The 21,259-nt window shown below is 53.0% G+C and carries 20 protein-coding genes, 1 tRNA gene and 2 pseudogenes; 15 read left to right on the forward strand and 8 right to left on the reverse strand.

The annotated features are described in order from the left end of the window. The first annotated feature begins 5 nt into the window (after nt 1–5). Nucleotides 6–134 carry a hypothetical protein gene (locus SPI6313_RS24625; RefSeq protein ID WP_281248330.1) on the forward strand — a complete coding sequence of 43 codons (129 nt, stop codon included), beginning with the start codon at nt 6–8 and terminating at the stop codon, nt 132–134. On the opposite strand, the gene SPI6313_RS00560 is transcribed toward SPI6313_RS24625, so the two are convergent. Together SPI6313_RS00560 and SPI6313_RS00565 are read right to left on the reverse strand one after the other, a co-directional pair. Next, on the reverse strand, nt 123–1,301 hold the full coding sequence (locus tag SPI6313_RS00560; RefSeq protein ID WP_072619247.1) for a caspase family protein: 1,179 nt from the start codon (nt 1,299–1,301) through the stop codon (nt 123–125). The genes SPI6313_RS24625 and SPI6313_RS00560 overlap by 12 nt on opposite strands. Nucleotides 1,302–1,467: 166 nt before the next feature. Continuing rightward, the gene (locus SPI6313_RS00565; RefSeq protein ID WP_139276414.1) at nt 1,468–4,539 is read right to left on the reverse strand and encodes a CHAT domain-containing protein; all 3,072 of its coding nucleotides are present in this window, start codon (nt 4,537–4,539) and stop codon (nt 1,468–1,470) included. A 129-nt stretch (nt 4,540–4,668) separates the two neighbouring features. Between SPI6313_RS00565 and SPI6313_RS00570 the strand changes: the two genes are divergently transcribed. Both SPI6313_RS00570 and SPI6313_RS00575 read left to right on the forward strand, forming a co-directional pair. Continuing rightward, nucleotides 4,669–4,896 carry a DUF2281 domain-containing protein gene (locus SPI6313_RS00570; RefSeq protein WP_072619249.1) on the forward strand — a complete coding sequence of 76 codons (228 nt, stop codon included), beginning with the start codon at nt 4,669–4,671 and terminating at the stop codon, nt 4,894–4,896. Next, nucleotides 4,893–5,309 (forward strand): type II toxin-antitoxin system VapC family toxin, encoded by a 417-nt coding sequence (locus tag SPI6313_RS00575; RefSeq protein ID WP_072619250.1) that lies wholly within the window; start codon nt 4,893–4,895, stop codon nt 5,307–5,309. Before SPI6313_RS00570 ends, SPI6313_RS00575 begins: the two co-directional genes overlap by 4 nt. 68 nt (nt 5,310–5,377) lie before the next feature. Here the strand turns inward: SPI6313_RS00575 and SPI6313_RS00580 are convergent, their stop codons facing one another. The 4 genes and pseudogenes from SPI6313_RS00580 to SPI6313_RS23230 all read right to left on the reverse strand — a co-directional run bounded on the left by SPI6313_RS00580 (nt 5,378) and on the right by SPI6313_RS23230 (nt 8,183). Next, the gene (locus SPI6313_RS00580) at nt 5,378–5,596 is read right to left on the reverse strand and encodes a hypothetical protein (RefSeq protein WP_072619251.1); all 219 of its coding nucleotides are present in this window, start codon (nt 5,594–5,596) and stop codon (nt 5,378–5,380) included. Between the two features lie 550 nt (nt 5,597–6,146). Then, a complete protein-coding gene (locus SPI6313_RS00590) occupies nt 6,147–6,482 on the reverse strand; it encodes a XisI protein (RefSeq protein WP_072619253.1) in 336 nt (111 codons plus the stop codon). Next, nucleotides 6,470–6,883 carry a XisH family protein gene (locus SPI6313_RS00595; RefSeq protein WP_072619254.1) on the reverse strand — a complete coding sequence of 138 codons (414 nt, stop codon included), beginning with the start codon at nt 6,881–6,883 and terminating at the stop codon, nt 6,470–6,472. The genes SPI6313_RS00590 and SPI6313_RS00595 overlap by 13 nt, the downstream gene beginning before the upstream one ends. A 173-nt stretch (nt 6,884–7,056) precedes the next feature. Continuing rightward, nucleotides 7,057–8,183, reverse strand: a pseudogene (locus tag SPI6313_RS23230) (RNA-guided endonuclease InsQ/TnpB family protein). 161 nt (nt 8,184–8,344) lie between these two features. Between SPI6313_RS23230 and SPI6313_RS00605 the strand changes: the two are divergent. From SPI6313_RS00605 to SPI6313_RS00625, 5 genes are all read left to right on the forward strand, one after another. Next, nucleotides 8,345–9,835, forward strand: a complete 1,491-nt coding sequence (locus SPI6313_RS00605; protein WP_072619255.1) for an efflux RND transporter periplasmic adaptor subunit — start codon at nt 8,345–8,347, stop codon at nt 9,833–9,835. Next, nucleotides 9,832–11,040 carry an ABC transporter permease gene (locus tag SPI6313_RS00610; protein WP_072619256.1) on the forward strand — a complete coding sequence of 403 codons (1,209 nt, stop codon included), beginning with the start codon at nt 9,832–9,834 and terminating at the stop codon, nt 11,038–11,040. Before SPI6313_RS00605 ends, SPI6313_RS00610 begins: the two co-directional genes overlap by 4 nt. Nucleotides 11,041–11,046: 6 nt before the next feature. Next, nucleotides 11,047–12,210, forward strand: a complete 1,164-nt coding sequence (locus SPI6313_RS00615; RefSeq protein ID WP_072619257.1) for an ABC transporter permease — start codon at nt 11,047–11,049, stop codon at nt 12,208–12,210. Then, on the forward strand, nt 12,210–13,994 hold the full coding sequence (locus tag SPI6313_RS00620; protein ID WP_072619258.1) for a TolC family protein: 1,785 nt from the start codon (nt 12,210–12,212) through the stop codon (nt 13,992–13,994). Before SPI6313_RS00615 ends, SPI6313_RS00620 begins: the two co-directional genes overlap by 1 nt. Nucleotides 13,995–14,174: 180 nt before the next feature. Further along, nucleotides 14,175–14,759, forward strand: coding sequence for a phosphate-starvation-inducible PsiE family protein (locus tag SPI6313_RS00625; RefSeq protein ID WP_084668820.1), 585 nt, complete (start codon nt 14,175–14,177; stop codon nt 14,757–14,759). Between the two features lie 185 nt (nt 14,760–14,944). Here the strand turns inward: SPI6313_RS00625 and SPI6313_RS00630 are convergent, their stop codons facing one another. Both SPI6313_RS00630 and SPI6313_RS00635 read right to left on the reverse strand, forming a co-directional pair. After that, nucleotides 14,945–15,667, reverse strand: coding sequence for a Uma2 family endonuclease (locus tag SPI6313_RS00630; RefSeq protein WP_072619259.1), 723 nt, complete (start codon nt 15,665–15,667; stop codon nt 14,945–14,947). A 107-nt stretch (nt 15,668–15,774) separates the two neighbouring features. Further along, nucleotides 15,775–16,620: an inositol monophosphatase family protein gene (locus tag SPI6313_RS00635; RefSeq protein WP_072619260.1), complete on the reverse strand. Its 846-nt coding sequence runs from the start codon at nt 16,618–16,620 to the stop codon at nt 15,775–15,777. A gap of 180 nt (nt 16,621–16,800) precedes the next feature. On the opposite strand from SPI6313_RS00635, the gene SPI6313_RS23830 reads away from it, so the two are divergent. The 7 genes and pseudogenes from SPI6313_RS23830 (at nt 16,801) to SPI6313_RS00675 (ending at nt 21,208) form a co-directional block, all read left to right on the forward strand. Beyond that, nucleotides 16,801–16,917, forward strand: a complete 117-nt coding sequence (locus SPI6313_RS23830; protein ID WP_084668821.1) for a helix-turn-helix domain-containing protein — start codon at nt 16,801–16,803, stop codon at nt 16,915–16,917. Then, nucleotides 16,901–17,580, forward strand: a pseudogene (locus tag SPI6313_RS24950) (RNA-guided endonuclease InsQ/TnpB family protein); the annotation flags it as partial. The gene SPI6313_RS23830 and the pseudogene SPI6313_RS24950, both read left to right, overlap by 17 nt. Nucleotides 17,581–18,012: 432 nt before the next feature. Further along, entirely contained in the window at nt 18,013–19,311 is a 1,299-nt protein-coding gene (gene thrC / locus SPI6313_RS00655) for a threonine synthase (RefSeq protein ID WP_072619261.1), read from the forward strand. 133 nt (nt 19,312–19,444) lie between these two features. After that, nucleotides 19,445–19,720, forward strand: coding sequence for a MoaD/ThiS family protein (locus SPI6313_RS00660; protein WP_072619262.1), 276 nt, complete (start codon nt 19,445–19,447; stop codon nt 19,718–19,720). A gap of 269 nt (nt 19,721–19,989) precedes the next feature. After that, nucleotides 19,990–20,757: an imidazole glycerol phosphate synthase subunit HisF gene (gene hisF / locus SPI6313_RS00665; protein ID WP_072622931.1), complete on the forward strand. Its 768-nt coding sequence runs from the start codon at nt 19,990–19,992 to the stop codon at nt 20,755–20,757. Nucleotides 20,758–20,843: 86 nt separating this feature from the next. Continuing rightward, the gene (locus tag SPI6313_RS00670; RefSeq protein WP_072619263.1) at nt 20,844–21,050 is read left to right on the forward strand and encodes a hypothetical protein; all 207 of its coding nucleotides are present in this window, start codon (nt 20,844–20,846) and stop codon (nt 21,048–21,050) included. 85 nt (nt 21,051–21,135) lie between these two features. Next, a tRNA-Ala gene (locus tag SPI6313_RS00675) sits at nt 21,136–21,208 on the forward strand. Nucleotides 21,209–21,259 lie beyond the last annotated feature (51 nt).

The raw sequence follows: 21,259 nt of genomic DNA on the forward strand, positions 1-21,259 counted from the left end.
GAGAAATGACGAACAGTAACGTTCTTCTATGCTACGGGTTGATCGTCCCGGATGCATTGTCCAGCCTTCCCGGTTCGGTGTCGCCCGTTGCTGAACATCAAACCCCTCACACCGGAATCCGGTTAACGGCGTAACTGGAGGGGAGTTCCAGATTGTAACGTGCCACGCACTTGACCGATCGCCACCAGACCTTGCCGATCGCGCACCTCCACCCATGCCGCGCGATCGCTGGATTGGAAAACTTGTCCCGGCGTGATCTCACTGGGATGAATCCCCACAATCAACAGAGCGGCGCGATCGCCTTCAACCGTGACCGCGATCGCTGCCGCCGTGGGGTTGGGTTCGTCAATAAAATACATCGGCTCTGCCTCATAGCCGCTGCCCTGTTCCGCTTCCCAGAGCGAACGTTGTCGATAGAAGCGAGGCATACTCCTGTTGATATGGGCGATCGCATCATAGGGCGTTGTCTCGGTTTGCCAGAGATGTTGCGTCAGACGATAGGTAAACGCCCCCGCACTAAAACCCGGAAATTGTTCATCAATCGCCAATTGCAGCCGTTGGGCTCCGGCCAAAACCACACCATTCGCCACCCCCGCACGATACCGCTCGACAAACTGATCATGGGTCCAATCGAGCCGCGCTAACCAGTCTTCTTGATAGGCTTTTTCTGCGTCAGCAATGGTGATTTTTTCATTAACATCGCGCGATCGCACCCGCAAATCACGAGTCGCCCCCCCAGCATGACAACTATCTAAAACCGCTGTGAAATTCTCCGTTTTGAGCGCCGACATTAACAGGAATAACGTATGTCCCATAATGTCATTAACGCTTCCCCCTTCATCCGGATATCGACTCGGCAACGTCGAATCCACCGGAACAAATGTACCGTTCATGCCTCGATGTCTGCGATCGACAAAAATCGGATGCGGATCGCGCACTAATGACCCATGCCCCGAATAGTGGAACATTGCCACATCCCCCGGTTTAGCCTGTTTAATTAAATGCTCTTCAAAGGCATCAAGAATACTTTGCCGCGTCGCATCGGCATCCAGCAACATCACCACATCATCCGGATGAAAGCCGAACCGATGCACTAATAACCGCTGCTGCAAAATCGCATCATTAACGCACCCTTTGAGGGGAGCTTCTGCATAGTCATTGATGCCCACAATCAGGGCGAGTTTACGCCGGGTGGGTTGAGCGAGCACCGTTTGCTGGTGGCTGAACACCTGATGCAGTCCGGCGGTGGCGAGGGCGGCTCCGGTGGCTTGCAGAAAGTGGCGACGTGACAAATTAACCATAGGGGTTTAGCCGAAATCTGAAATTACACCTTTGAGTTTAGCGAGGGAGCCGAGCGATCGCCGTAACCGTCCCAAAAACTCGTTGGTTGAGCGAAGTCGAAACCAAAACCCAACAACAATGCCCCCTTTGACTCCGCTCAGGGGACAGTTACGCGATCGCCCCCCGTCAAAACTCCCCCTGCATCGTAAACGCCGCCCAATAATAGGGGGCGCGATAATCGCCCCCACTGAGCCAAAATTCTAACTGGGCTTCCCGCAATGCCGTATGCGGATCACGTCCGTCTTGCCACATGGCTTGATAATATTTGGTCATTAGATCGGCAGTTCCCACATCGCTCACACTCCACAAACTCACCAAAACCCGCTTCGCTCCCGCATACATAAACCCGCTGGTCATCCCCACAATTCCTTCCCCCGCCACATCATTCCCCGTCCCCGTTTCACAGGCACTCAAGACCACCAATTCCGCATTTAATTTCAGGTTATAAATATCCTGTAAATGGAGAGCTGAATTCTCGAAAAATTCACCGTTTTCTTGATAACTGGAGAGGGCTAAATTGGAGAGTCGCGCATTGTCTTGAATACAGCCGTGGGTGGCGAGATGCAAAATATTATATTGGTTTAAATCAGAGCTGGTGGCGGTGGCGTGGTTGGCATCGAATCCGGTGGCGAGCAAGGTTTCTCCATTGGGAACTAAGTTAAGAATATTTTTCGCTTCGATCGCGGTATTCTCCAACCGTTGAAACCCTAAACATCCGGCACGGGTGGCAATTTCGAGGGGAATTAATTCGGATAGGTCTTGATTGCCGAGGTCTTCGGGGTTGACGTTATCGGCGAAGCGATCGTCGTTAGCTTCAAAAACAGGGTCGGCGATGAGAGCGATCGTTTTGGGGGCGGGGGCGCGATCGGCCCAGGTTTGGCGTTGGATGGCGAGGGTGGTGGCGGAGGGCAGATTGATAATTTCGTGTTGCGCGATCAGGGGGACGGTGGGCAGGGTGTCGCCAGGAACTTCGGGGGGCGAAACAGGCAAGGGTAGGGCGGCAAAAGGCAGGCGTTGCAGTTTACCGTTACTGACAATGAGGAGGCGTTTATCGGGGTTTTTTTCGGGAATAGTCCCCAGTAACATTTGACTAAGTGCATCCCCTTGGGATAGGTCAGTAAACGTTGGATCACGCAGTTTTTCGAGATACGCATTCACTGCCATCTCAATTGTAATTCTGTCTGGCAATTCCATGATGTGTAAATCTGTCTTACTGACAACAAATAAGAAACCACGAAATTCACCCACGACATATTCTAATAACAGGGTATTATGATCGAGAATTTGATCTTGAACTTGTTGCAGGGTTAACGGTTCAGGGAATTTTAGTTGAGCGTAAGCGGGGCTTTGGCTGCGAATTTGGCTCTCGACGGTTTGCAGGTTTTGGAGGGTTTGTTGGATTTTGGCTTTAATGGCATCAATTTCGGCTTGGCTGGCGCTGCCGCCTTTGGTGAGGGTGATGCGGCGTTGTTCGGTGGCGCTGAGTTGTTGAGTGAGTTGGCGTTCGCGATCGAGGAGTTGGGGATCTACGCCAGCACGGATGTCGAGGTTAGCTTCGGCGAGTTGTTCGACGAGAACACGAGCACGGATACCCTCACTCAATTGAAAGGCTTGGGCAGCATAGTTTTCAGGGCTGTTAGGATTCTGCTGATGCAGTGCCATCAAGATGTCAAGATACAGTAAGTAGTAACCTTGAACGGTGGCAACGTAGGCTTGGCGCAGTTCCCCTGGTGGGGTTGCAGTGCGGAGTTGTTCAAAGATGTCAAGTGCCGATTGAATGGTACGCCGGGCATCTGTGGGATTTTCCTGTTCGAGGTGAACCCAAGCCATGTTACCGAGGGTCTGGCCTTCGCCATCCAGGTCACCAACTTTGCGTTTGAGTAATAAGGCTTGGTCATAATAGGCTAAAGCCTGGTTGTAGTCCTCTAAATCACTATAACTTCGCGCAATATTATGGAGTGTTGTGGCCCTATCGCGATCATTCCCGATCTCTTGATCAATGGCTAAAACTTGCTGCAAAGACTCTAATGCTTGGCGTTTTTGCCCTAACACACTGTAAACAAGCGCCATATTATTGAGTAGGGTTGCTTCCCCGGCGCGATCGTCTACGGCTTGATATAACGGCAAAGCTTGCTCGTAGTATTCTAAGGCTTTACCCATATCCCAAAGGTCATGATAAACCGTTCCAATGTTATTCAATGTTGTGGCTTCTCCGGCGCGATCGCCCACTCTTTGTAAAAGAGGTAAAGCTTGGTTAAAGTAATTCAACGCCCCGCGATATTCCCCCCAGTTACTATAGACAAGACCAATACTATTGAGTGTAATTGCTTGCTGATTTTGTGCAGTTTGTTGATCTTGATCGGTTGTGTTTTCAGTTAGCTCTTGCCAGAGAGTTAATGATTTTTGATAGGTTTCTAATGCTTCAGCTCTTAACCCTAAATCAGCATAAACATTTCCTGAATTCAATAACACAGCGGCTTCCCCAAATGTATTATTGACCGCTTGATAGAGAGGAATCGCGGCTTCAAACTTTTCTATTGCTGCTCGTAACGAGTCCGCCGTCCCTTCTTGAACCAGCGCATATCCTTCATCAAAAAGCTGATCAGCTTCATCTCCTTCCGCACTTGGCACTGCAACTTCATTATTCGCCATTGCACCTTGCAAGGTAATCTGATATTCACCAACTTCTCCTGCCTGATAAGAATTCGCCAGTATTGAATACTCTCCATCAGCAGGCAAAGTAATCACAAGTCTCGCGTTTTCATTCTCGCCACCGTCATTATTTTGAGCAATATTATTGCTATCGGGATCAAGCAAGATTACTAAAGCATCAAACTCATCGCTGACTAAATCAATCTTGAGCGTTTCGCCTGCCTGACCCGTAAAAGTATGAACATTGAAATAAGAGCCATCCAAGTCAAAAACCCGACTCTCTTCGCTTAGTTGCCCTTCAAAAACTAAAGGTTCCCGTTGTGGCGAGTCTTGCGCCAGGAGCCATTCTTGGGGGAATTCCGGCTCAAGTTCCATACCCTGGCAGGCGGGGACACCTGTGCTACGGGATTCGTTCGCTCCACCCCCCGATTGCCAACATCCAGCCCATTCACCGAGACGCGCTTCCACTGGCGCAACTACCTGTCCCTCCCCTGCCCACAAACCCGACAGCAATAGACCCCCCACAACCCCCAAACGCCAAGACATCACGACCCACCCCAACCCCTACAAAACAATGGGCACAGTCTAACCTGAGTCATCCACAACCAACCACCCCGTTTCATAAAGTGCAACCTCGCCCACCGCTACACTAGAAAGAGACCTCTGCCCCTAGCCATGACACCTCGAACTCAAATTTTGCAAGAACTCGATAACCTACCTGATGACCTTCAGCAGCAGGTATTGCAATTCATTCAAGCTCTGCGCCAACAGCAAGTAAATTCCCCGCAGACAGGCAACGCCTGGGATACCCTCGCTACACTCACCGGGACAATCGAAGCCCCCAGCGATTGGTCAATCCAGCATGACCACTACCTCTACGACACCCCGAAACAAGCCCAATGAGTCGAGAGCGTCTCTTTTTAGATACCGCCTTCATTCAAGCCTTGCTCAATGCTCGCGACGATGCCCACCCCCAAGCAAAACAACTCTTTCCAAGGGTTCGTAATGCCGCTGAAGTTTGGCTCACTGAAGCCATTTTGGTTGAAGTGGGTAATGCGTTGAGTCGTTTCAACCGTTTTGGGGCAGTGCAATTTATTGAGCAGTGCTACCACACCCCGAATATCAGCGTTGTGACCGTTGACGCAGAACTTTTGAGGGCAGCATTGCAGCTTTACCAATCCCGTCCGGATAAAACTTGGGGACTGACCGATTGCATCTCGTTTGTTGCCATGGAACGAGAAGGATTGAGTCTAGCCCTAACAACAGATCAACACTTTGTCCAGGCAGGTTTCCGCGCCTTGATGCAGTCTGCATGAGTTCTACTCTCGAACCTGGGGCGATAAACCTGCTAAAGCCTTCCGAAACTTGGCAGTGGTGTGAGCATTCACAACGCTTCCGGGTCTAGAACCTGCGTCTGGCCTGCGCGATATTCTGCCATTGCCTCAGCCGCCAACGCCGCCAACCCATCTTGAGACCGAGCAAACGCCTGATCCCACAGCGTCTCCGCCGCAATTTCGTCCAAAATCAACGCCGCGATCATGTCTTGTTGCTCATCTGACAACGCTTTGATTTGATTCCAAGCCGTCTCCAATAATTGAGTCATGGACTAAATCTCCCAGCAGCCGTCAAAGTCTAACCTGATTGTAGTCTTTGCCATCCCTTACCCCCCCACCAACCACCTCGTTTCACAAACTGCAACCCATTACTCTATGGTTGGTCTTGCTCCTCTACATCTGGGCTATCCTCAAGCTCCAACTCCTATAGGGTGACCCCTGCGATTTTTAAAGATGGGCGCGATCGATATTCCCCAACCCTGCAAAAGCGGTACGATTTTGCGCAATAAGCGAAACCGTTCTATTATCCGACCCTCTTGACGACCCTCCTGACGACCTTGCTCAAGAGCACATTCCTCAACTTCCTGCACGATCGCTTGATAAAACGTGGACTCCTGCATCGCTCGGCTCCTCATAACCTGTTGAATCACATCTGCTTCTAAATTTTAGACCGGCAAAGACTGCCGTTGCCGCCTCTAAATTTCCCTGCATTTGGGCATCAGTCGCGATTGACACGATCCGATGCTTAATCTGCTAGAGCAAGCCCACCGCATCCGGCTGTGCTGCCTGGGACAAAATGGCAACCCAACCACCGAACCACTACGCCACCCCATAATCCGTAAACTGGCGTTTATAGGGAGGATGCAACCCCAACACAATATCCTCCCGTAATACACCCAACTGAATAAGATCCACCGCCGGGTCAATATCAGTCATATTTTCTTGCAGCCAAATTTTGCCTTGCTTAATATCAAAGTGCATCATGGGATGATAAATTCGCTGAGAACCATCCCAACCCACATCCAACCAAAGATAATGATCGCGCACGTCATCGAGTAACAATTGTGTTTCAAATTGCTCATTTTCCTGTTTGTCTTCAGTATATTGAGCCAATACAGTCTTAATGCTTTGACGATAATGAACTAGCTTATCCATTTAACTAGGCCTCCTACATTTGAATCATAAACAATTAGTTTTAACTGATATTCTTGGATTGCCAAGTTTGCGAAAGAAGTCTGAAAGAAGCGCTGGTAAGTCTCTAACGGAATGGCTAAATACAGTATTCGCTGTGGGTCAACTTCTTGAAGGACAAGACGATAACTTAAAAATTGCCCCAATGCCCCATAAAAATCAGTCACGACCGACGGATTAACAAAACTCTTAATTTCTACAGCAATTTGCTCATGCCCACGCTCCGCTGCAAGAATGCGTTCTGCGGCTAAGTCGATCTCAAACTTAACCCGCTCCCACTTGAGTCGGTACGGATCAGCCGTAATCGTCCAGCCCTCTTGTTCTAGTGCGCTCTTGACTAGATCGTGAAAAATATCCCTAGCCATCGCCAAAATTCATGACATTGCTTCCATTTTGTCACGTCTCCTTCAGACGGGGTGGGTTGCTGTTGGGTTTCGCACGGTTATTTGCTGCCTGAGCCGTGCCCATCGCACCAAACACGAAATCAACTCACGACAATTGACTTACTCCCCCGTTTAGAAAACGGGGGATTCTGGGATCAAACAGCAATAGCAGGCAACGCCTGTCTGACATCACCTAACCCAATGGCTGAAGCCCCAGCCACTTTAATATTCATCGCCGCATTCTCATCCCGGTCATTCTCTGCCGAGCAACTGGGACACCGCCAATGGCGAGTCTCTAAATCCAGATGCTCCAAAATATGACCACAACTTGAACAGGTCTTGCTCGAAGGGAACCAGCGGTCAACATAGACCACCCGCTTCCCCTTCTTCGTCGCCACCCACTCCAGGATTTGCAGAAACTCCCCGAAACGCCAAAATCACTCACCTTTACCCCCCAGAGCCGCTGCATCGCCTTGAGGTTCAAGGTTTCAAAACACAGCCCATCAAACTGATTCGTCAGTTGATGGGCTAACTTCCAAAACCAGTCCCGCCGTCGATGGGCAATATCTTCATGCTTGCGGGATAAGTTTAATCGGGCACGTTCCCGATGGGCTGAACCCTTTTGCTTACGGGACAACTCTCGACTTGCTTTGCGAACCGAGTTAAGTGACTGCTTGAAGAACAAGGGTGCATCAATATTGAACCCCTCCGAACAGGTCAGAAACGTCTTGAGTCCAAAATCAAAACCAGCAATGTTACCTGTCTCGGTTTTGACTTCAGGCTCTGATGGCGTATCGACAGTGACAATCATGAACAGTTCTCCCAAGGGAGTTCGTTTAATCGTCACGGTCTTGACCTTGCCCTCAATGGGGCGAGAGTGCCAATATTGATAGACTTTGTTCCCAATCCTGACCCGGTTGCCACCGAGGAATTTGTACCCAGCTTGCTTGAGGGTGAAGGATTTGTACTTTCGGGTCTTCTTAAAGTTTGGCAGGCGAACGCCTTTTTTGTTGTGCTTGAAGAAGAGTTGATAGGCTTTCTCAATCCGTTGGCAGATATCCTGTACGGCTTGAGAACCCACCTGCAACCACCAGGGGTTCCGTTTCCGAAGCTTGGCGATGTGTTTTTGCAGTCGGGCGCAGTTCAAGTGCTTGCCCCACATTCGGTAGTACCGTTTGTGGAGGGCAACACAATGGTTGTAGATACGCCCTGCGGCATTGATTGTCCGCTTGAGGTATCTATTCCGCTTATGCTGGTAGAGCTTGAACTTGAGCGTTTTCATGGTTGCTATGATACCTCGGTATCACGGCTGAATAAATTCAGCCCTTCGCTTATATCCCCCGTTTGGAAAACGGGGGATATAAGCTTTACATTCGTAACAGGAACCCTAGACGAATCCGGTGCGATCGCCTATCCTGCGAGCAGTTCTTGATCCCTAAGCCCATGACGCAGACGGCACAAAAACGCTATCAAACGGGCATCCGTTGGATCATCGGGTCGGGTGCGATCGCCCTGCTGAGTGTGGGCGGAGTGGCCTGGTGGCTTTGGCGGCCCACCGCCTCCACGGTAGAGGTGGAAGTGATCACCGTGGAGCGGGGGGATGTGCTCAAAACCGTGACAGCGGGCGGTTTGGTGAAGGTGGGGAATCAACAAACCCTCAACGCCCCGACGACGGCGAATAATACTGCGATCGTTGAGCGAATCGAGGTGACCATTAACAGCCCGATTCAAAATAACCAAATCTTGATGCGGTTACGGAATCCCGACGGCTTGGCTCAACTCGAACAAAAACGCCTCGAAATTACCCAAAAACGTTCAGAGGTCGCCACCCAACAGCGCGAGGTGCAACAGGCAGAGGTCAACCTCCTCAAAGCCCAACGTACCCAACGCAGTCAGGCCGATAATCGTACCGCACTGCAACAGGCTGAACTTGCCCTCTCCCGTGCCCAAGAAGACTTACGCAGCCTTGAACAGGATATCCCCGACCGAGAAGAGAAGGTACGCACCACAGCGGATCTCGTCGAACAGGGGTATCTGGCAGCGGAGGAATTACAGCAAGTGCAGCAAGAGTTACGCAATGCTCAAGCTCGCCTCGCCAATCAACGGCGGACGGTGGAAGAGGCTCGCTTAACGGTGACGAATTTGCAACTGGAGCGATCGCAAACCCTCAACGATCAACAGGATACGATTCAAAGCCAACAGATCGCCCTGGCCAACAGCCGCCAAGCGGTGGAGGTGAGTCTGCAAGCCTTGGCTGTGGCACAACTCAATCTCCAACGGGATGAAGAAAGCTTCGCCAACAGTAGCCTGATTCGGGCGACGACAGACGGGCGTGTTTTGGCGATTCATGCTCAAACGGGGGATGTGTTGCAGGCGGGCGATCGCCTCCTCACCATTGGCGACCCCCGCCGCGAAGAAGTGGAAGTTCAACTCACCACCCTCCAAGTCCCCCTGATCGCCATCGCCCAACCTGCTACTGTGGAAGCGATCGGAACCGTGTCCGGCACATTTCCGGCGCGGGTGGAACGGGTGGACAGAGTGGCGATCGCATCGAGCGAAAGTAGTTCCTTTGGGGGTGGGGATGATCCCGGTCGGGTGGCGGCGGTGATTATCCTCGAACGGCCGAGCGGCACATTAATTCCCGGCAGTCAAGTCAGCGTCACCATTGAAGTGGAAGCCGAGCGGAATGTGGTTGCTGTGCCGTCGCTGGTGGTGCAAGAGGAGGGGGATTCTGCCTATGTATGGATCATGAGTGAAGCCGGGACTGCGGAAAAACAACCGATTGAAATTGGACTCCAGGGGGACGAACGCACCGCCATTCTCGATGGCTTAGAGGCGGGCGATCGCATCATTTCCCCCTCCCCTGACCAATCCCTCACCGAGGGCAGCCCCGTGAAATCCAGAGACACCCCCCCACCGGAGGAGGCCCCATGAGTCAGTTGGGCGTGATGGATCTGATCGGCTTGGCGGTGCATGCCCTGCGGCGCAATGGATTGCGGACAGGTTTAACCGGATTGGGTATTTTCCTCGGTGTAGCCGCCACCAGTGCCACCCTGCAAGTGCAGCATATTACCAGCCAACGGATTCAACAACGGTTTGCCGAACGGGAAGCCCCCCGCGTCCAAGCGTGGGTGTGGCGGCGGGGCCAACTGGCGGATCTAGCGGCGATTCAAACGGAGTTGGCGGGGGTTGCCTCGGTGAGTGCGGCGATGGGGTTAGGGTGGTCGCAACAGGCCATCTATCAGGATCGTTCGGTTCCTGTCCAAGGGATGGCCGTCAGTGATACCTATTTCACCACCACCGGACGGCAAATGGTTCAAGGTCGCTACCTCAATGCTACGGATTTTTCAGACTATCGCTCTGTGGTGGTGATTGATCAAACCTTGGCCCAACAGATGTTTCGCGATCGCGACCCCATCGGCACAAACATTTACCTGAGCGGGATGGCGTGGCAGGTGGTGGGGGTGATGGAAACGAAAACCACTGAGCAGCGCGGCTCAGGGGAACAGGAGGGGGAATTGGTGATTCCCCTCAGCACCCAAATGGCCTTAACCGGACGGCAACAGGTGGATCACATTTTCGTGCGGCCGGATGATCTCAGGGATTTAGAACGCCTTGAAGGTCAAGTGAAAACCCTCCTCCAACAACGTCACCCGGAATACTTACAGGGGATTTGGGCCCAGTTTGATGCACCCCGCACAGCAACCAACGTGGCGGATATCCAAGCGGATCAGGAGACGTTAGCCACGGCGACGCGATCGCTGTTAGGTGTGGGGGCGATCGCATTGGCGATCGCCGGTGTCGGAATTGCCAATATTACCGTGGCCAGTACCCTCGAACGGACGCGAGAAATTGGCCTGCGGCGGGCGATTGGGGCGACTCAAGGGGATGTGCTTTGGCAGTTTGTTTTAGAGTCGGTGGTGGTGAGTGTGGTGGGGGGCGTGATTGCGATCGCCACTATCGAAGGGGTCACCCTCGGCATCACCCGCTATGAACCCTTTGGATTACCTGCCTATGAATTTAATGGCCGCAATGCCCTGTTGGCCTTAGGGGCGGCGATCGCCGTGGGGATTGGGTCGAGCGTCGCCCCCGCCCTCCGCGCCAGTCGCCTTGATCCCGTCAAAGCCCTCCGGAGTTGATCCCCCATGGCCCTGTCTCCCCGCAATCTTTTGATCATCACGCTCAACGCCCTGCGCGGCAATCCGATCCGCTCGGCGTTAACCACCGTGGGCATTTTCATGGGGGTGCTGGCCGTCAACGGTACGCTGCAAGTCCAAACCATCAGCCAAGGCCTGATCGCCCGTCAACTCAACGCCCAAATCGCCCCGCAACTCTTCACCTGGATTGATCCCGGCATTACCTCCCGCGAACAAGCCCAAGCGATCGCCCGTCTCGGCGGGGTGGAGGCGATCGCCAATGATGCCTGGGGATGGTTTGGCCCGGTGAGTCGTCAGGGGCGCGAAGTCATGACGATGACCCTGCTGGTCACGCCCAATTTTGCGGACTTTAACGGTCTCAAGGTGGTGGCCGGGCGGTTTTTTACACCCCAGGAAATGCAGGATTTTCGTCCGGTGGGGGTGCTCGATCAAGCAGCGGCGGCGCAACTCTTTCCCGATGCAGATCCGATCAATCAAACGCTGATCGCGCAGGGTGATGCCTATCGAATTGTGGGGGTGATTGAGATGAAGCCCTTTGAACAGGACGGGCAAACCTATTCAATGCTGTTAGTGCCGCTGAGTTTGGCCCATGCTCAGGCCGGTCAAGAACGGATTGGTTCGTTTAGTCTGCGGCCGACGGATTGGCGAAATCTGGAGGCTCAGCAGGCAGAATGGTTAGAACTGTTAGCGGCGCGATTTCCTGATCGTGATTTTGGGGCCTGGCACAATGCCGAAGCGATCGCCGAACAGCACGACATTCTCACCCTGATTTCGCGGGGATTGTTTGGGGTGGGGTTGGTGGCGCTGGTGATTTCGGGGGTGGGAATTGCCAATATTACCTTTGCGTCAGTGATTGAGCGCACGCCGGAGATTGGGTTACGGCGGGCGATCGGGGCCACCCAGGGGGATATTCTCTGGCAATTTTTACTCGAAGCGGTGATTTTAAGTATGATTGGCGGGATGAGCGCGATCGCGGTCGTCGATGGCACGACACGCATCGTGGCGGCAACCTTTGACCTGCCCTATACCTTTCAATTGGAGACTGCTGCGATGAGTTTGGGAATTGCGATCGCTGTGGGGGCAGGTTCAAGTTTTGTGCCTGCGCGACGGGCGAGTAGAATTGAGCCGATGTCTGCATTACGGAGTGAGTGATGTCCCGTCTTCCTTTACCCAGTTGGCTTCACCACACCCGGCTGTTGATGGTGGCAACGATTAGCACGATCGTGCCCTTAACCGTCATCGCCCAAGGCTCGCCACCATCGCCATCCCCTGAGTCAGACCGCGATCGCGCCTCCGCCCTAACCTCCGACCCTCTCACCCTGTCCGATTCACCCGAACTTGCCCGCACCGTTCCCCCCTCGTCCCCATCCACCCCGCCTCACCCTTCCCTCCTCCAGCGAATTAAAACCACCTTGGGGATTAACGCCCCAGACTCCCCCGCCCCGGCAACACCTCCCCCGAATTCAACGGCGGATCGTCCCCTGGCATCGCGGCCCGCTCAACGCGATCGCGTCTCCTCCCCTCGTTCTGATTTTGATCCCGTGGCGTTATTTCGCTCCCCCGCCCCGCCCCGCTTACCCGCCCAATCCTCCACACCAGTTAGCCCCAACGCGACCGGCGTACCCCTGACCTTGAACGAAGCGATCGCCCTAACGGTGCTCCACAATACCCAAGTCCGCAACCAGTACCTGGATCGGATTGTGGATCGCGCTCGTTTGCGCACGGCTGAGGGGGAACTGTTGCCGAAATTTACGCCGATGTTAATGAGCGGTGTGGTGGATAACGTCGGCGGCCAAGGGACACGGACAGAGGTACGGGCGGCGGTTTCGTGGTTCACACCGACGCGGGGCACGCTGAGCGTTGATTGGCGATCGCAACTCAACAGCGTTCAAGACACCGAAGACAGCCAAGGCTTTAGTGTTACCTATCGTCATCCTCTGCTCCGCTACGGGGAAAGCGCGATCGCCCATCTCGACCGTCGTCGCGCCCTGATGCGAGATGACATTAACCAACTCACCCTGCGCCAAACCCTGATCGACGAAGTGACCGACACGATTCGACAATACCGATCGCTTCTCCTCGCCCAAGAACAAGTCACCCTCACCCAAACCTCCCTCACCAACGCTGAACAACAACTCCAACGCCAACGGGCCCTCGTGGCAGCCGGACGGGAGGCGCGATCGAGTCTCTTTCGCACCGAGCAAAATGTGGCGGATTTTCAAAGCCAACTCTTGGCGGCTCGGAATGCGGTGCAGTCGGCACAGTTGGCCCTGATGAACCAGTTGGGGATTAATCGGGATTTAGATGTAGTGGCGATCGCCGACCCCAACACCGCCCCGCCCAACCTCGATCCCCCTACCCTCGAACAGGTCAGCCTCGCCCAGCGCCCCGACTACCTCAGCGGTCAGTTGGGGCTACGCATTGCCACCCTCGACCTGCGCCAAGCCGACAACAATCGCCGCTGGAATCTGGATCTCGAAACCCAATACAACGATGCCACCGCCCAACCAGGGGACTGGTCAGCGCAAATGATTTTGACCCGACGTTTAGGCGATCGCCGCCGCGACCATGAAGCCTTTGAAGCCAGTCGGGTCGAACTCCTCAAACAGGAAAATAATCTCGCCCAACTTGAAGCCGATATCCGCATCGCTGTCCGCAACCAAATCCGCCAAGTCCAACTCCAAGCCGAGCAACTCCAACTCGCCCGCCGCGCCGTAGACCTTGCCCAACAGGAACTCGCCGCCCAAGAAGCCCTCGTTCAAGCCGGGCGCGGCGATGCCTTCCAACTCCAAGAGGCCCAACGACAACTCTTAACCGTGCGTAATAACGAGCTACAGCAACGGGTGAACTATCTCAATGCGATCGCCGAACTCGATCAAGTCCAGGGGATCACCCTCGATCGCTGGGGAATTCAACTCGATCCAGCCCAGGAGTGACCCCCTCTCTTCCCGATCAACAGGCAAGCACAACAGTTAAGCTGTCATTATCAAACATAAATTAAAATTATATTATTCAAGGGTTTTTATTTTTCGGGTTTATCAATAAACTGAGGAAGAACGCAGCGATCGCTACGTCTAGACCATCCTTGCAAGGGACATCTCCCCCTTATTTTTCCGATGAAAACCCCTCAACCGTCCTCCTTACCTTGGTATCGTTGGCTCAATAGCCATCATGTTGTCCGGTTATTAGAAACAGTTCAAGACCTGATTGTTATTGGTCTGTGCATTGGGTTATTTAGCTTTATGGTGTTGCAACTACGGGAGATGGTGCTTTCATTACTTCCCCCCCTGCAATTTCAAACGGTTACTTCTGATATTCTTTTTCTCCTCATCCTCGTCGAACTCTTTCGCCTGCTGATTATTTACTTGCAGGAACACCGTGTTTCGATTGGTGTGGCGGTCGAGGTTTCAATTGTCTCGGTGTTGCGGGAAATCATTGTGCGCGGTGTGCTCGAAACCCCCTGGTCACAGGTTTTAGTGGCCTGTCTTTTTCTGTTAGTCTTAGGCGCATTACTGATCATCCGAGTGTGGATACCGCCTACATTTGACGGCATTAACCCAGAACAATTTATCTCTCAGCGACATCGTTCACGGCATCCGTCTCAGGAGCCAGAGCATCAACCCTTAAGCTCAGACACAATGAGCCATCCCCAAAACTCAAAATCCTCGGTCTCCAATCTACTCACAGAACAGATCAATTGAGGCGATCGCACCTCGCTCATCAGTGCGGACAGAACAAGCGGATTTAGCATCTTGTATCTCAGGTTTTGCGGATCTTGACTGTCTTATCAAGATGCTGTCGCTCTTGTTTTTTGAGAATGACAGCATTTTGATTATCGAGCCAAGATTATGATTTTTGGTGCGGTAGAGTCTTGGTTTATGTCGATTTAGCCCACTTCATCTAGGGGAATTGATAACGTTTTGGCAATTTGTTCAGGGCTTAATCCGAAGGAGAGGAGGCGGGCGATCGCAGTCTTGCGATCCTGTTTTAATTGCTCCACTTCCGCCTTAGCTGTTTCAGCCTCAGCCTGTGCTTTTTCGGCTAACTGCCCTAGTTCCACATACCCTAAAAATCGCTCACCATTGGGTTTATAAATATTGAGCGTTTCAGGGGTTAATTCAAACCGAATCTTGAGTAATGGACTTTCCCAATTAAGTAGATCGGGAACTAACACCAGCGTTTGATCACAGCGTTGCCAAGCCGTCAAATCATTCCGATCCGGGTCGTAGAGGTAATATTCTCTCACCCCGTAATACTCATAAAATGCCAATTTCTTGGCCATTTCACTAAACCGATTCCCCGGCGATAATATTTCAAACACCACCTGCGGCGCGATGCCCTCTTCGTCCCATTGTCGATAGGAACCGCGATATCCCTTGGGCCGACCGATCGCCACCATCACATCCGGAGCGCGACGGGTCTGATTATCTCCTTCGACGGGATACCACAGCAAATCACCCGCAACGAAAACATCGGGATGATCCGCAAAGAGCAACTCTAGATTTTCTTTGATCGTGACAATCCAGTGAAACTGTAATGTGTTGTCTGACATGGGTTGACCATCACTATCGGGATAGACGATTTCCGAGCGTTGGAGTTCTTGAACCATGATCTGTTCTCGATCTGAACGATGAAACTATTGTACCCCTACAGATTTTGGAAATCTCGATTCAAAAGGGGCTGAAACCCGTGATCGGCATCATGCGTAGCGGGAAACTATTTTGCGAGGACGCGATCGCTCACCCCCTGCACCAAGGGCCGGAACACCTCCACCAACGCCGCCCGACTCACCGCCAAACTCGGTAACGGTCGGCTGCCGTAATCCTGCCCCACTTGCAGCGGAAACACCGGATCGGGGTCTAGGGAAACAAACGCCCCCCCCGCCGCCTGTACCAACACCCACACCGCTGCAATATCCCAAATTTTCGGAGTCGCCTCCAGACCGCCCAGGGCGACCCCCGCCGCCACCAGCACATGGTTATAACTCGCCACCCCCAGCATCCGGATTTTGCAGGGAAAGGGCTGGGTCATCACCGCTGTGCTGCGGGCACAGAGGTTGAAGAGTTGATTGGGGTTGGGGTCGGCGGGGCTGGTGTGGATTGGTTTGCCATTGAGGTAGGCTCCGGTGGGGCTGTCGAGTCCGGTATTACCTGCCCAGTAGCCGTGAAAGGTTTGGGCAACGGGGGGGAAATGCACCAAGCCAAACACCGGCCAACCGCGATAGAGCAAGCCGATGGAGATCCCCCAGAGGGGAATCCCCCGCGTGAAGTTGGTTGTGCCGTCGATGGGGTCGATGATCCAGCACCAATCCTGGGCGGGGAAGGTGTGGAGGGTTTCTTCGCTGAGGATGCCGTGATCGGGGAAACGGGCAGCGATCGCTTCTCGAATCCGTTGATCCGACCATTGATCCGCTGCCGTTACCAGGGAGCCATCGGTTTTACATTCAGCGGTTAAGATCCCCGCACGGGGTAATAAATAGGCGGCGACTTCTTGAGTAATGCTTGTGGCAAAGGCCAGCACATCATCCCAAAAGGTGGCCGGGGGATTGAGGGGAGAAGTCATAGTAATCAACACCGGGAGAGAACCATTATTTAGAATATCGGCGGGAAGCCCCGCGCTGTACCGGCAAGGTCAGCGTCGGGATGAGAGCCGCGTGACTGAGCGGAGCAAAGGAACAAACTATCCCTGCCTCTCATCAGGCAACTGATTAACCTAAAGAGGGGTTGATGTTAAAACAAGAGTATGTTGAAAGCCTTCAAGGTCAGAATTTACCCCACCGATGCGCAGTCTGTGACACTTGCCCAGCATTTTGGCTGTGCAAGATGGCTGTGGAATCACAGCCAAGCCGGAGTTGTCTAGCGCGGGTAAGGTGATTGGACTTGACTTGGGATTGACAGACTTCGCGATCGCGTCTGATGGTTCCAAGTTTCCTCATCCACGTCCTCTCAACAAGTATGAACGCAACCTAAAACGGAAGCAGCGTAAACTTGCCAGACGCAAGAAAGGCAGCCAGAACCGGCACAAAGCACGCTTAAAGGTTGCCCAGGTTCACTCTAAAATCGCCAGAGTCAGGGAAGACTTTCATCACAAACTATCCCGCAAGATAGTGAACGAAAACCAAGCCATTGTGGTAGAAGATCTAGCCGTTAAGAATAGGGTCAAGAATCACAATCTAGCCCAAGCAATCAGCGATGTTGGTTGGGGTCAGTTCTGCACCATGCTCAAATACAAGCAGAGTTTGAAGGTAAGGTGTACCTGGAGATTGGGCGATTCTTCCCCTCTTCCCACCTCTGCTCAAACAGGCTGCTACCGCTAGAAAAGATGGATCTCTCGGTGCGCTCGTTTGTCTGCCCTCACTTTCAGGAACGGCATGATCGAGACATCAATGCGGCAATCAAGATCAGACAGGCAGGCTTGCGGATTTTGGCCTCAGGAAGTGGGGCTTCTGCTCTAGGACGCGATGTCAGACCACAGGGAGGGAGGCGCAAGTCTACCCTCTCCGAGGCTGTCGCGGTTGATTAGAGAAGCCCGCGCTGTATGCAGAGCATCAGCGTCGGGTACTTCACCCTGTTGAATAACCCAAATTGCGAGTCTGGATCAGGCCGGAGATCTAGCCGTAGCAGTTCTCACCCGTCGAAGATTAAAAGCCCCGCCTCAGAGCGAAAACCCGTTAACACGGGTTCCGGAGTGGGTGTCAGCCCACTTTCGCTCTGAGCCAAGAATTTTAGTTCTGGGCGGCGCGGAGTTCGCCAACTCATCCCCACCAAGCTTGGGTTTTGCCTGAATTGTCATCCTCTGTCGTACGAGCGTCTCGCTCGCTGTCCTGGGTTGATCGAAGGGGGTTGGGAAAGAGGAGATTTTTTAATCCCGACAAATTTTGTCGGGATTGTTTGACGGTCTTTTTTTGCCTGTGCTACTATCAGGCAACCGTTGAACAGAGAACACGATCAACCCATGACCCAAACAATCCTCAAGCACAGCGAATCCGCCACCTTCACCCACCTCAAATCCAAAGAAGGCGACTACACCTACGACCTGTTGCCGATCAATATTTGTGAAAACACCTTTGCGCCCCTCGAAGTGGCCTACGACTACGACAAGATTCGCGCCACCGTCACCCGCGAAACCATTGCCGCTGGCCCAAACTCGATTTGGCGTTATCGGTCGTTCTTGCCCGTGGCGACGGATAACGTGATTGATGTGGGAACGGGGATGACTCCCTTGGTGAAGTCCACGCGCCTCGCTCGTCGTTTGGGTCTGAAAAATCTCTACATTAAAAATGATGCGGTGAATATGCCCACCTTGAGCTTCAAGGATCGGGTGGTGTCGGTGGCTCTGAGCCGGGCGCGGGAATTGGGATTCTCCACGGTGTCCTGTGCGAGTACGGGAAATTTGGCGAATTCGACGGCGGCGATCGCAGCCCACGCGGGTCTAGAATGTTGTGTCTTCATCCCCTCGGATCTCGAAGCTGGTAAAGTCCTCGGCACCTTGATCTACAACCCCACGGTGATGGCAGTCAAAGGCAACTACGACCAAGTCAACCGCCTCTGTTCTGAAGTGGCCAACACCTACGGCTGGGGCTTCGTCAACATCAACCTGCGCCCCTACTACTCCGAAGGCTCGAAAACCCTCGGTTTTGAAGTGGCTGAACAATTAGGTTGGCAACTCCCGGATCACATCGTCGCCCCGATCGCATCCGGCTCCCTTTACACCAAAATCCGCAAAGGCTTTGAAGAGTTCGTCCAATGCGGCCTCGTGGAAGACAAGCCCGTGCGCTACAGCGGCGCTCAGGCCGAAGGCTGTTCCCCCGTGGCCCAGGCCTTCAAAAATGACCGCGACTTCATCGACCCCGTCAAGCCCAACACCGTCGCGAAATCCATTGCGATTGGTAACCCCGCCGACGGCGTGTATGCGATCGAGCAAGCCAAGCAAACCAACGGCCACATTGAATCCGCCACCGATGCTGAAATCATCGACGGGATCAAACTTCTCGCTGAAACCGAAGGCATCTTCACGGAAACCGCAGGCGGCACGACGATCGCAGTCCTCAAAAAACTCGTTGAAGCCGGTAAAATCAGCCCTGACGAAACCACCGTCGTCTACATCACCGGCAACGGCTTGAAAACCCAAGAAGCCGTCCAAGGCTACATTTCCGAACCCCTCACCATCGAAGCCAAACTCGACAGCTTCGAGCGGGCTTGGGAACGTGCCCAAACCCTCGAACGCCTCGACTGGCAACAGGTTTTAGTCTAAGTCCCTTGCCCTCACCCAACCCTCTCCCACAGGGAGAGGGCTTCTGGCTCCCTTTTCCCTAGGGGAGAAGGGTTGGGGATGAGGGCTATTCTAGCCATTCTTTCTAGTTCTATTCTTTTGAGTTCAAGTCACCATGGCGATTAAAGTTTTAGTTCCCACTCCTCTGCAAAAATTCACCAATAATCAAGCGGTGATCGAAACCACGGGCAGCAATATCATCGAATTGATCGACCAACTTGAGGCGGCCTGTCCGGGGATTAAAAACCGGATTTGTGATGAAACCGGGAAGCCCCGCCGCTTTCTGAATCTGTATGTCAACAGTGAAGATATTCGCTTTTTGGACAATGAAACCACGGCCCTCAACGATGGCGACGAAGTGAGCATTGTCCCCGCTGTGGCTGGGGGTTAATCCCGGTTCTACAGGGTTTGTCACGTTTGCGAAACTGCGATCGCAGTTTCGCAGCATTCAACGGTTAATCACAAAGCCCTAGTGCGATCGCATTGGGGCTTTTTCTTGGGAAATGACACGGATAATCCTGGGGAGCGATCGCCCTGTTTGACCCCGACGAAGGGAGCGATCGCCCCGCCCGACGATGACCGATCAGCGATCGCCCTCCTACCATGGTTCAATGGGAAGAAAGCCCCCTCTTTTTGGCCCTCTATTCCCCCCAACGCCTCATGTTAGCGAAGCGAATTTTGCCCTGTTTAGATGTCAAATCTGGCCGTGTGGTCAAAGGTGTTAACTTTGTCAATTTGCAGGATGCGGGTGATCCGGTCGAACTCGCCCAGGTCTATAACGACGCAGGAGCCGATGAACTGGTATTCCTCGACATCACCGCTACCCACGAAGACCGCGACATCATCTTGGATGTGGTCTATCGCACCGCCGAGCAAGTGTTTATTCCCCTCACCGTCGGCGGCGGGATTAATTCCTTAGACAAAATCAAAGAATTATTACGAGCCGGAGCGGACAAAATTAGCATTAATTCCTCAGCGGTGCGTCATCCGGATCTAATTAAGGCAGCGAGCGATCGCTTTGGGAATCAGTGCATTGTGGTGGCGATCGATGCCAAGCGCCGCCCCGATCCGAGTAATCCCGGCTGGGATGTCTACGTGCGCGGCGGCCGCGAAAACACCGGCCTCGATGCCCTCACCTGGGCCAAAACCGTCACCGCCAACGGCGCAGGGGAAATCCTCCTCACCAGCATGGATGCTGACGGCACGCAAGCCGGGTACGACCTCGACCTCACTCGCCAAATTGCCGATGCGGTTGATGTGCCCGTGATTGCCTCCGGTGGCGCGGGGACGACCGAGCATATTTACCAAGCCTTCACCGAAGGACGAGCCGAAGCAGCCCTTCTAGCATCTCTGTTGCATTATGGTCAATTGACCGTAACGGAAATTAAAGATTATCTTCAGCAACATCAAATCCCTGTACGCCTGTAGGACTGCAACCTTTCCCGGCTTAACAACGCTCAACATTCTGTAGATTTATAGATTAGAATAAGGATGGTCGTTACAAAACGTAAGATATGTTGATTCCTATTCTAATTTTTGATGTGGCACTTGTCGCATGGTCACTCCATCTCATGCAAGAGGCTGTTCAAAAACAGGAATTTTCGTTGATGCTGGCCGGAACCTTAGTTTCCCTTTCGGCGGCGGCACTCCTCGTCGTCTATTTTCTGATGAATAACTGTTTGAGTTCCCTCAGTGGGAGTAACTATATCTCCTATTTTTAAGCTCCCCTCTGCCCAGTCCGATTTTTTTCGCGCCAACACTTGACAACGACCAGCTTAATCAGACATAGTAAATAACGCACGATTCGGGGTTATAGCTCAGTTGGTAGAGCACCTGCATGGCATGCAGGGGGTCAGCGGTTCGAATCCGCTTAGCTCCATAAATTAAAACCAAAATAAGCACAGCACCAAACCAAAAAATAGGATGCTCG

This window comes from Spirulina major PCC 6313 (assembly GCF_001890765.1).
In the GTDB taxonomy this organism is placed as follows: Bacteria; Cyanobacteriota; Cyanobacteriia; order Cyanobacteriales; family Spirulinaceae; genus Spirulina; species Spirulina major.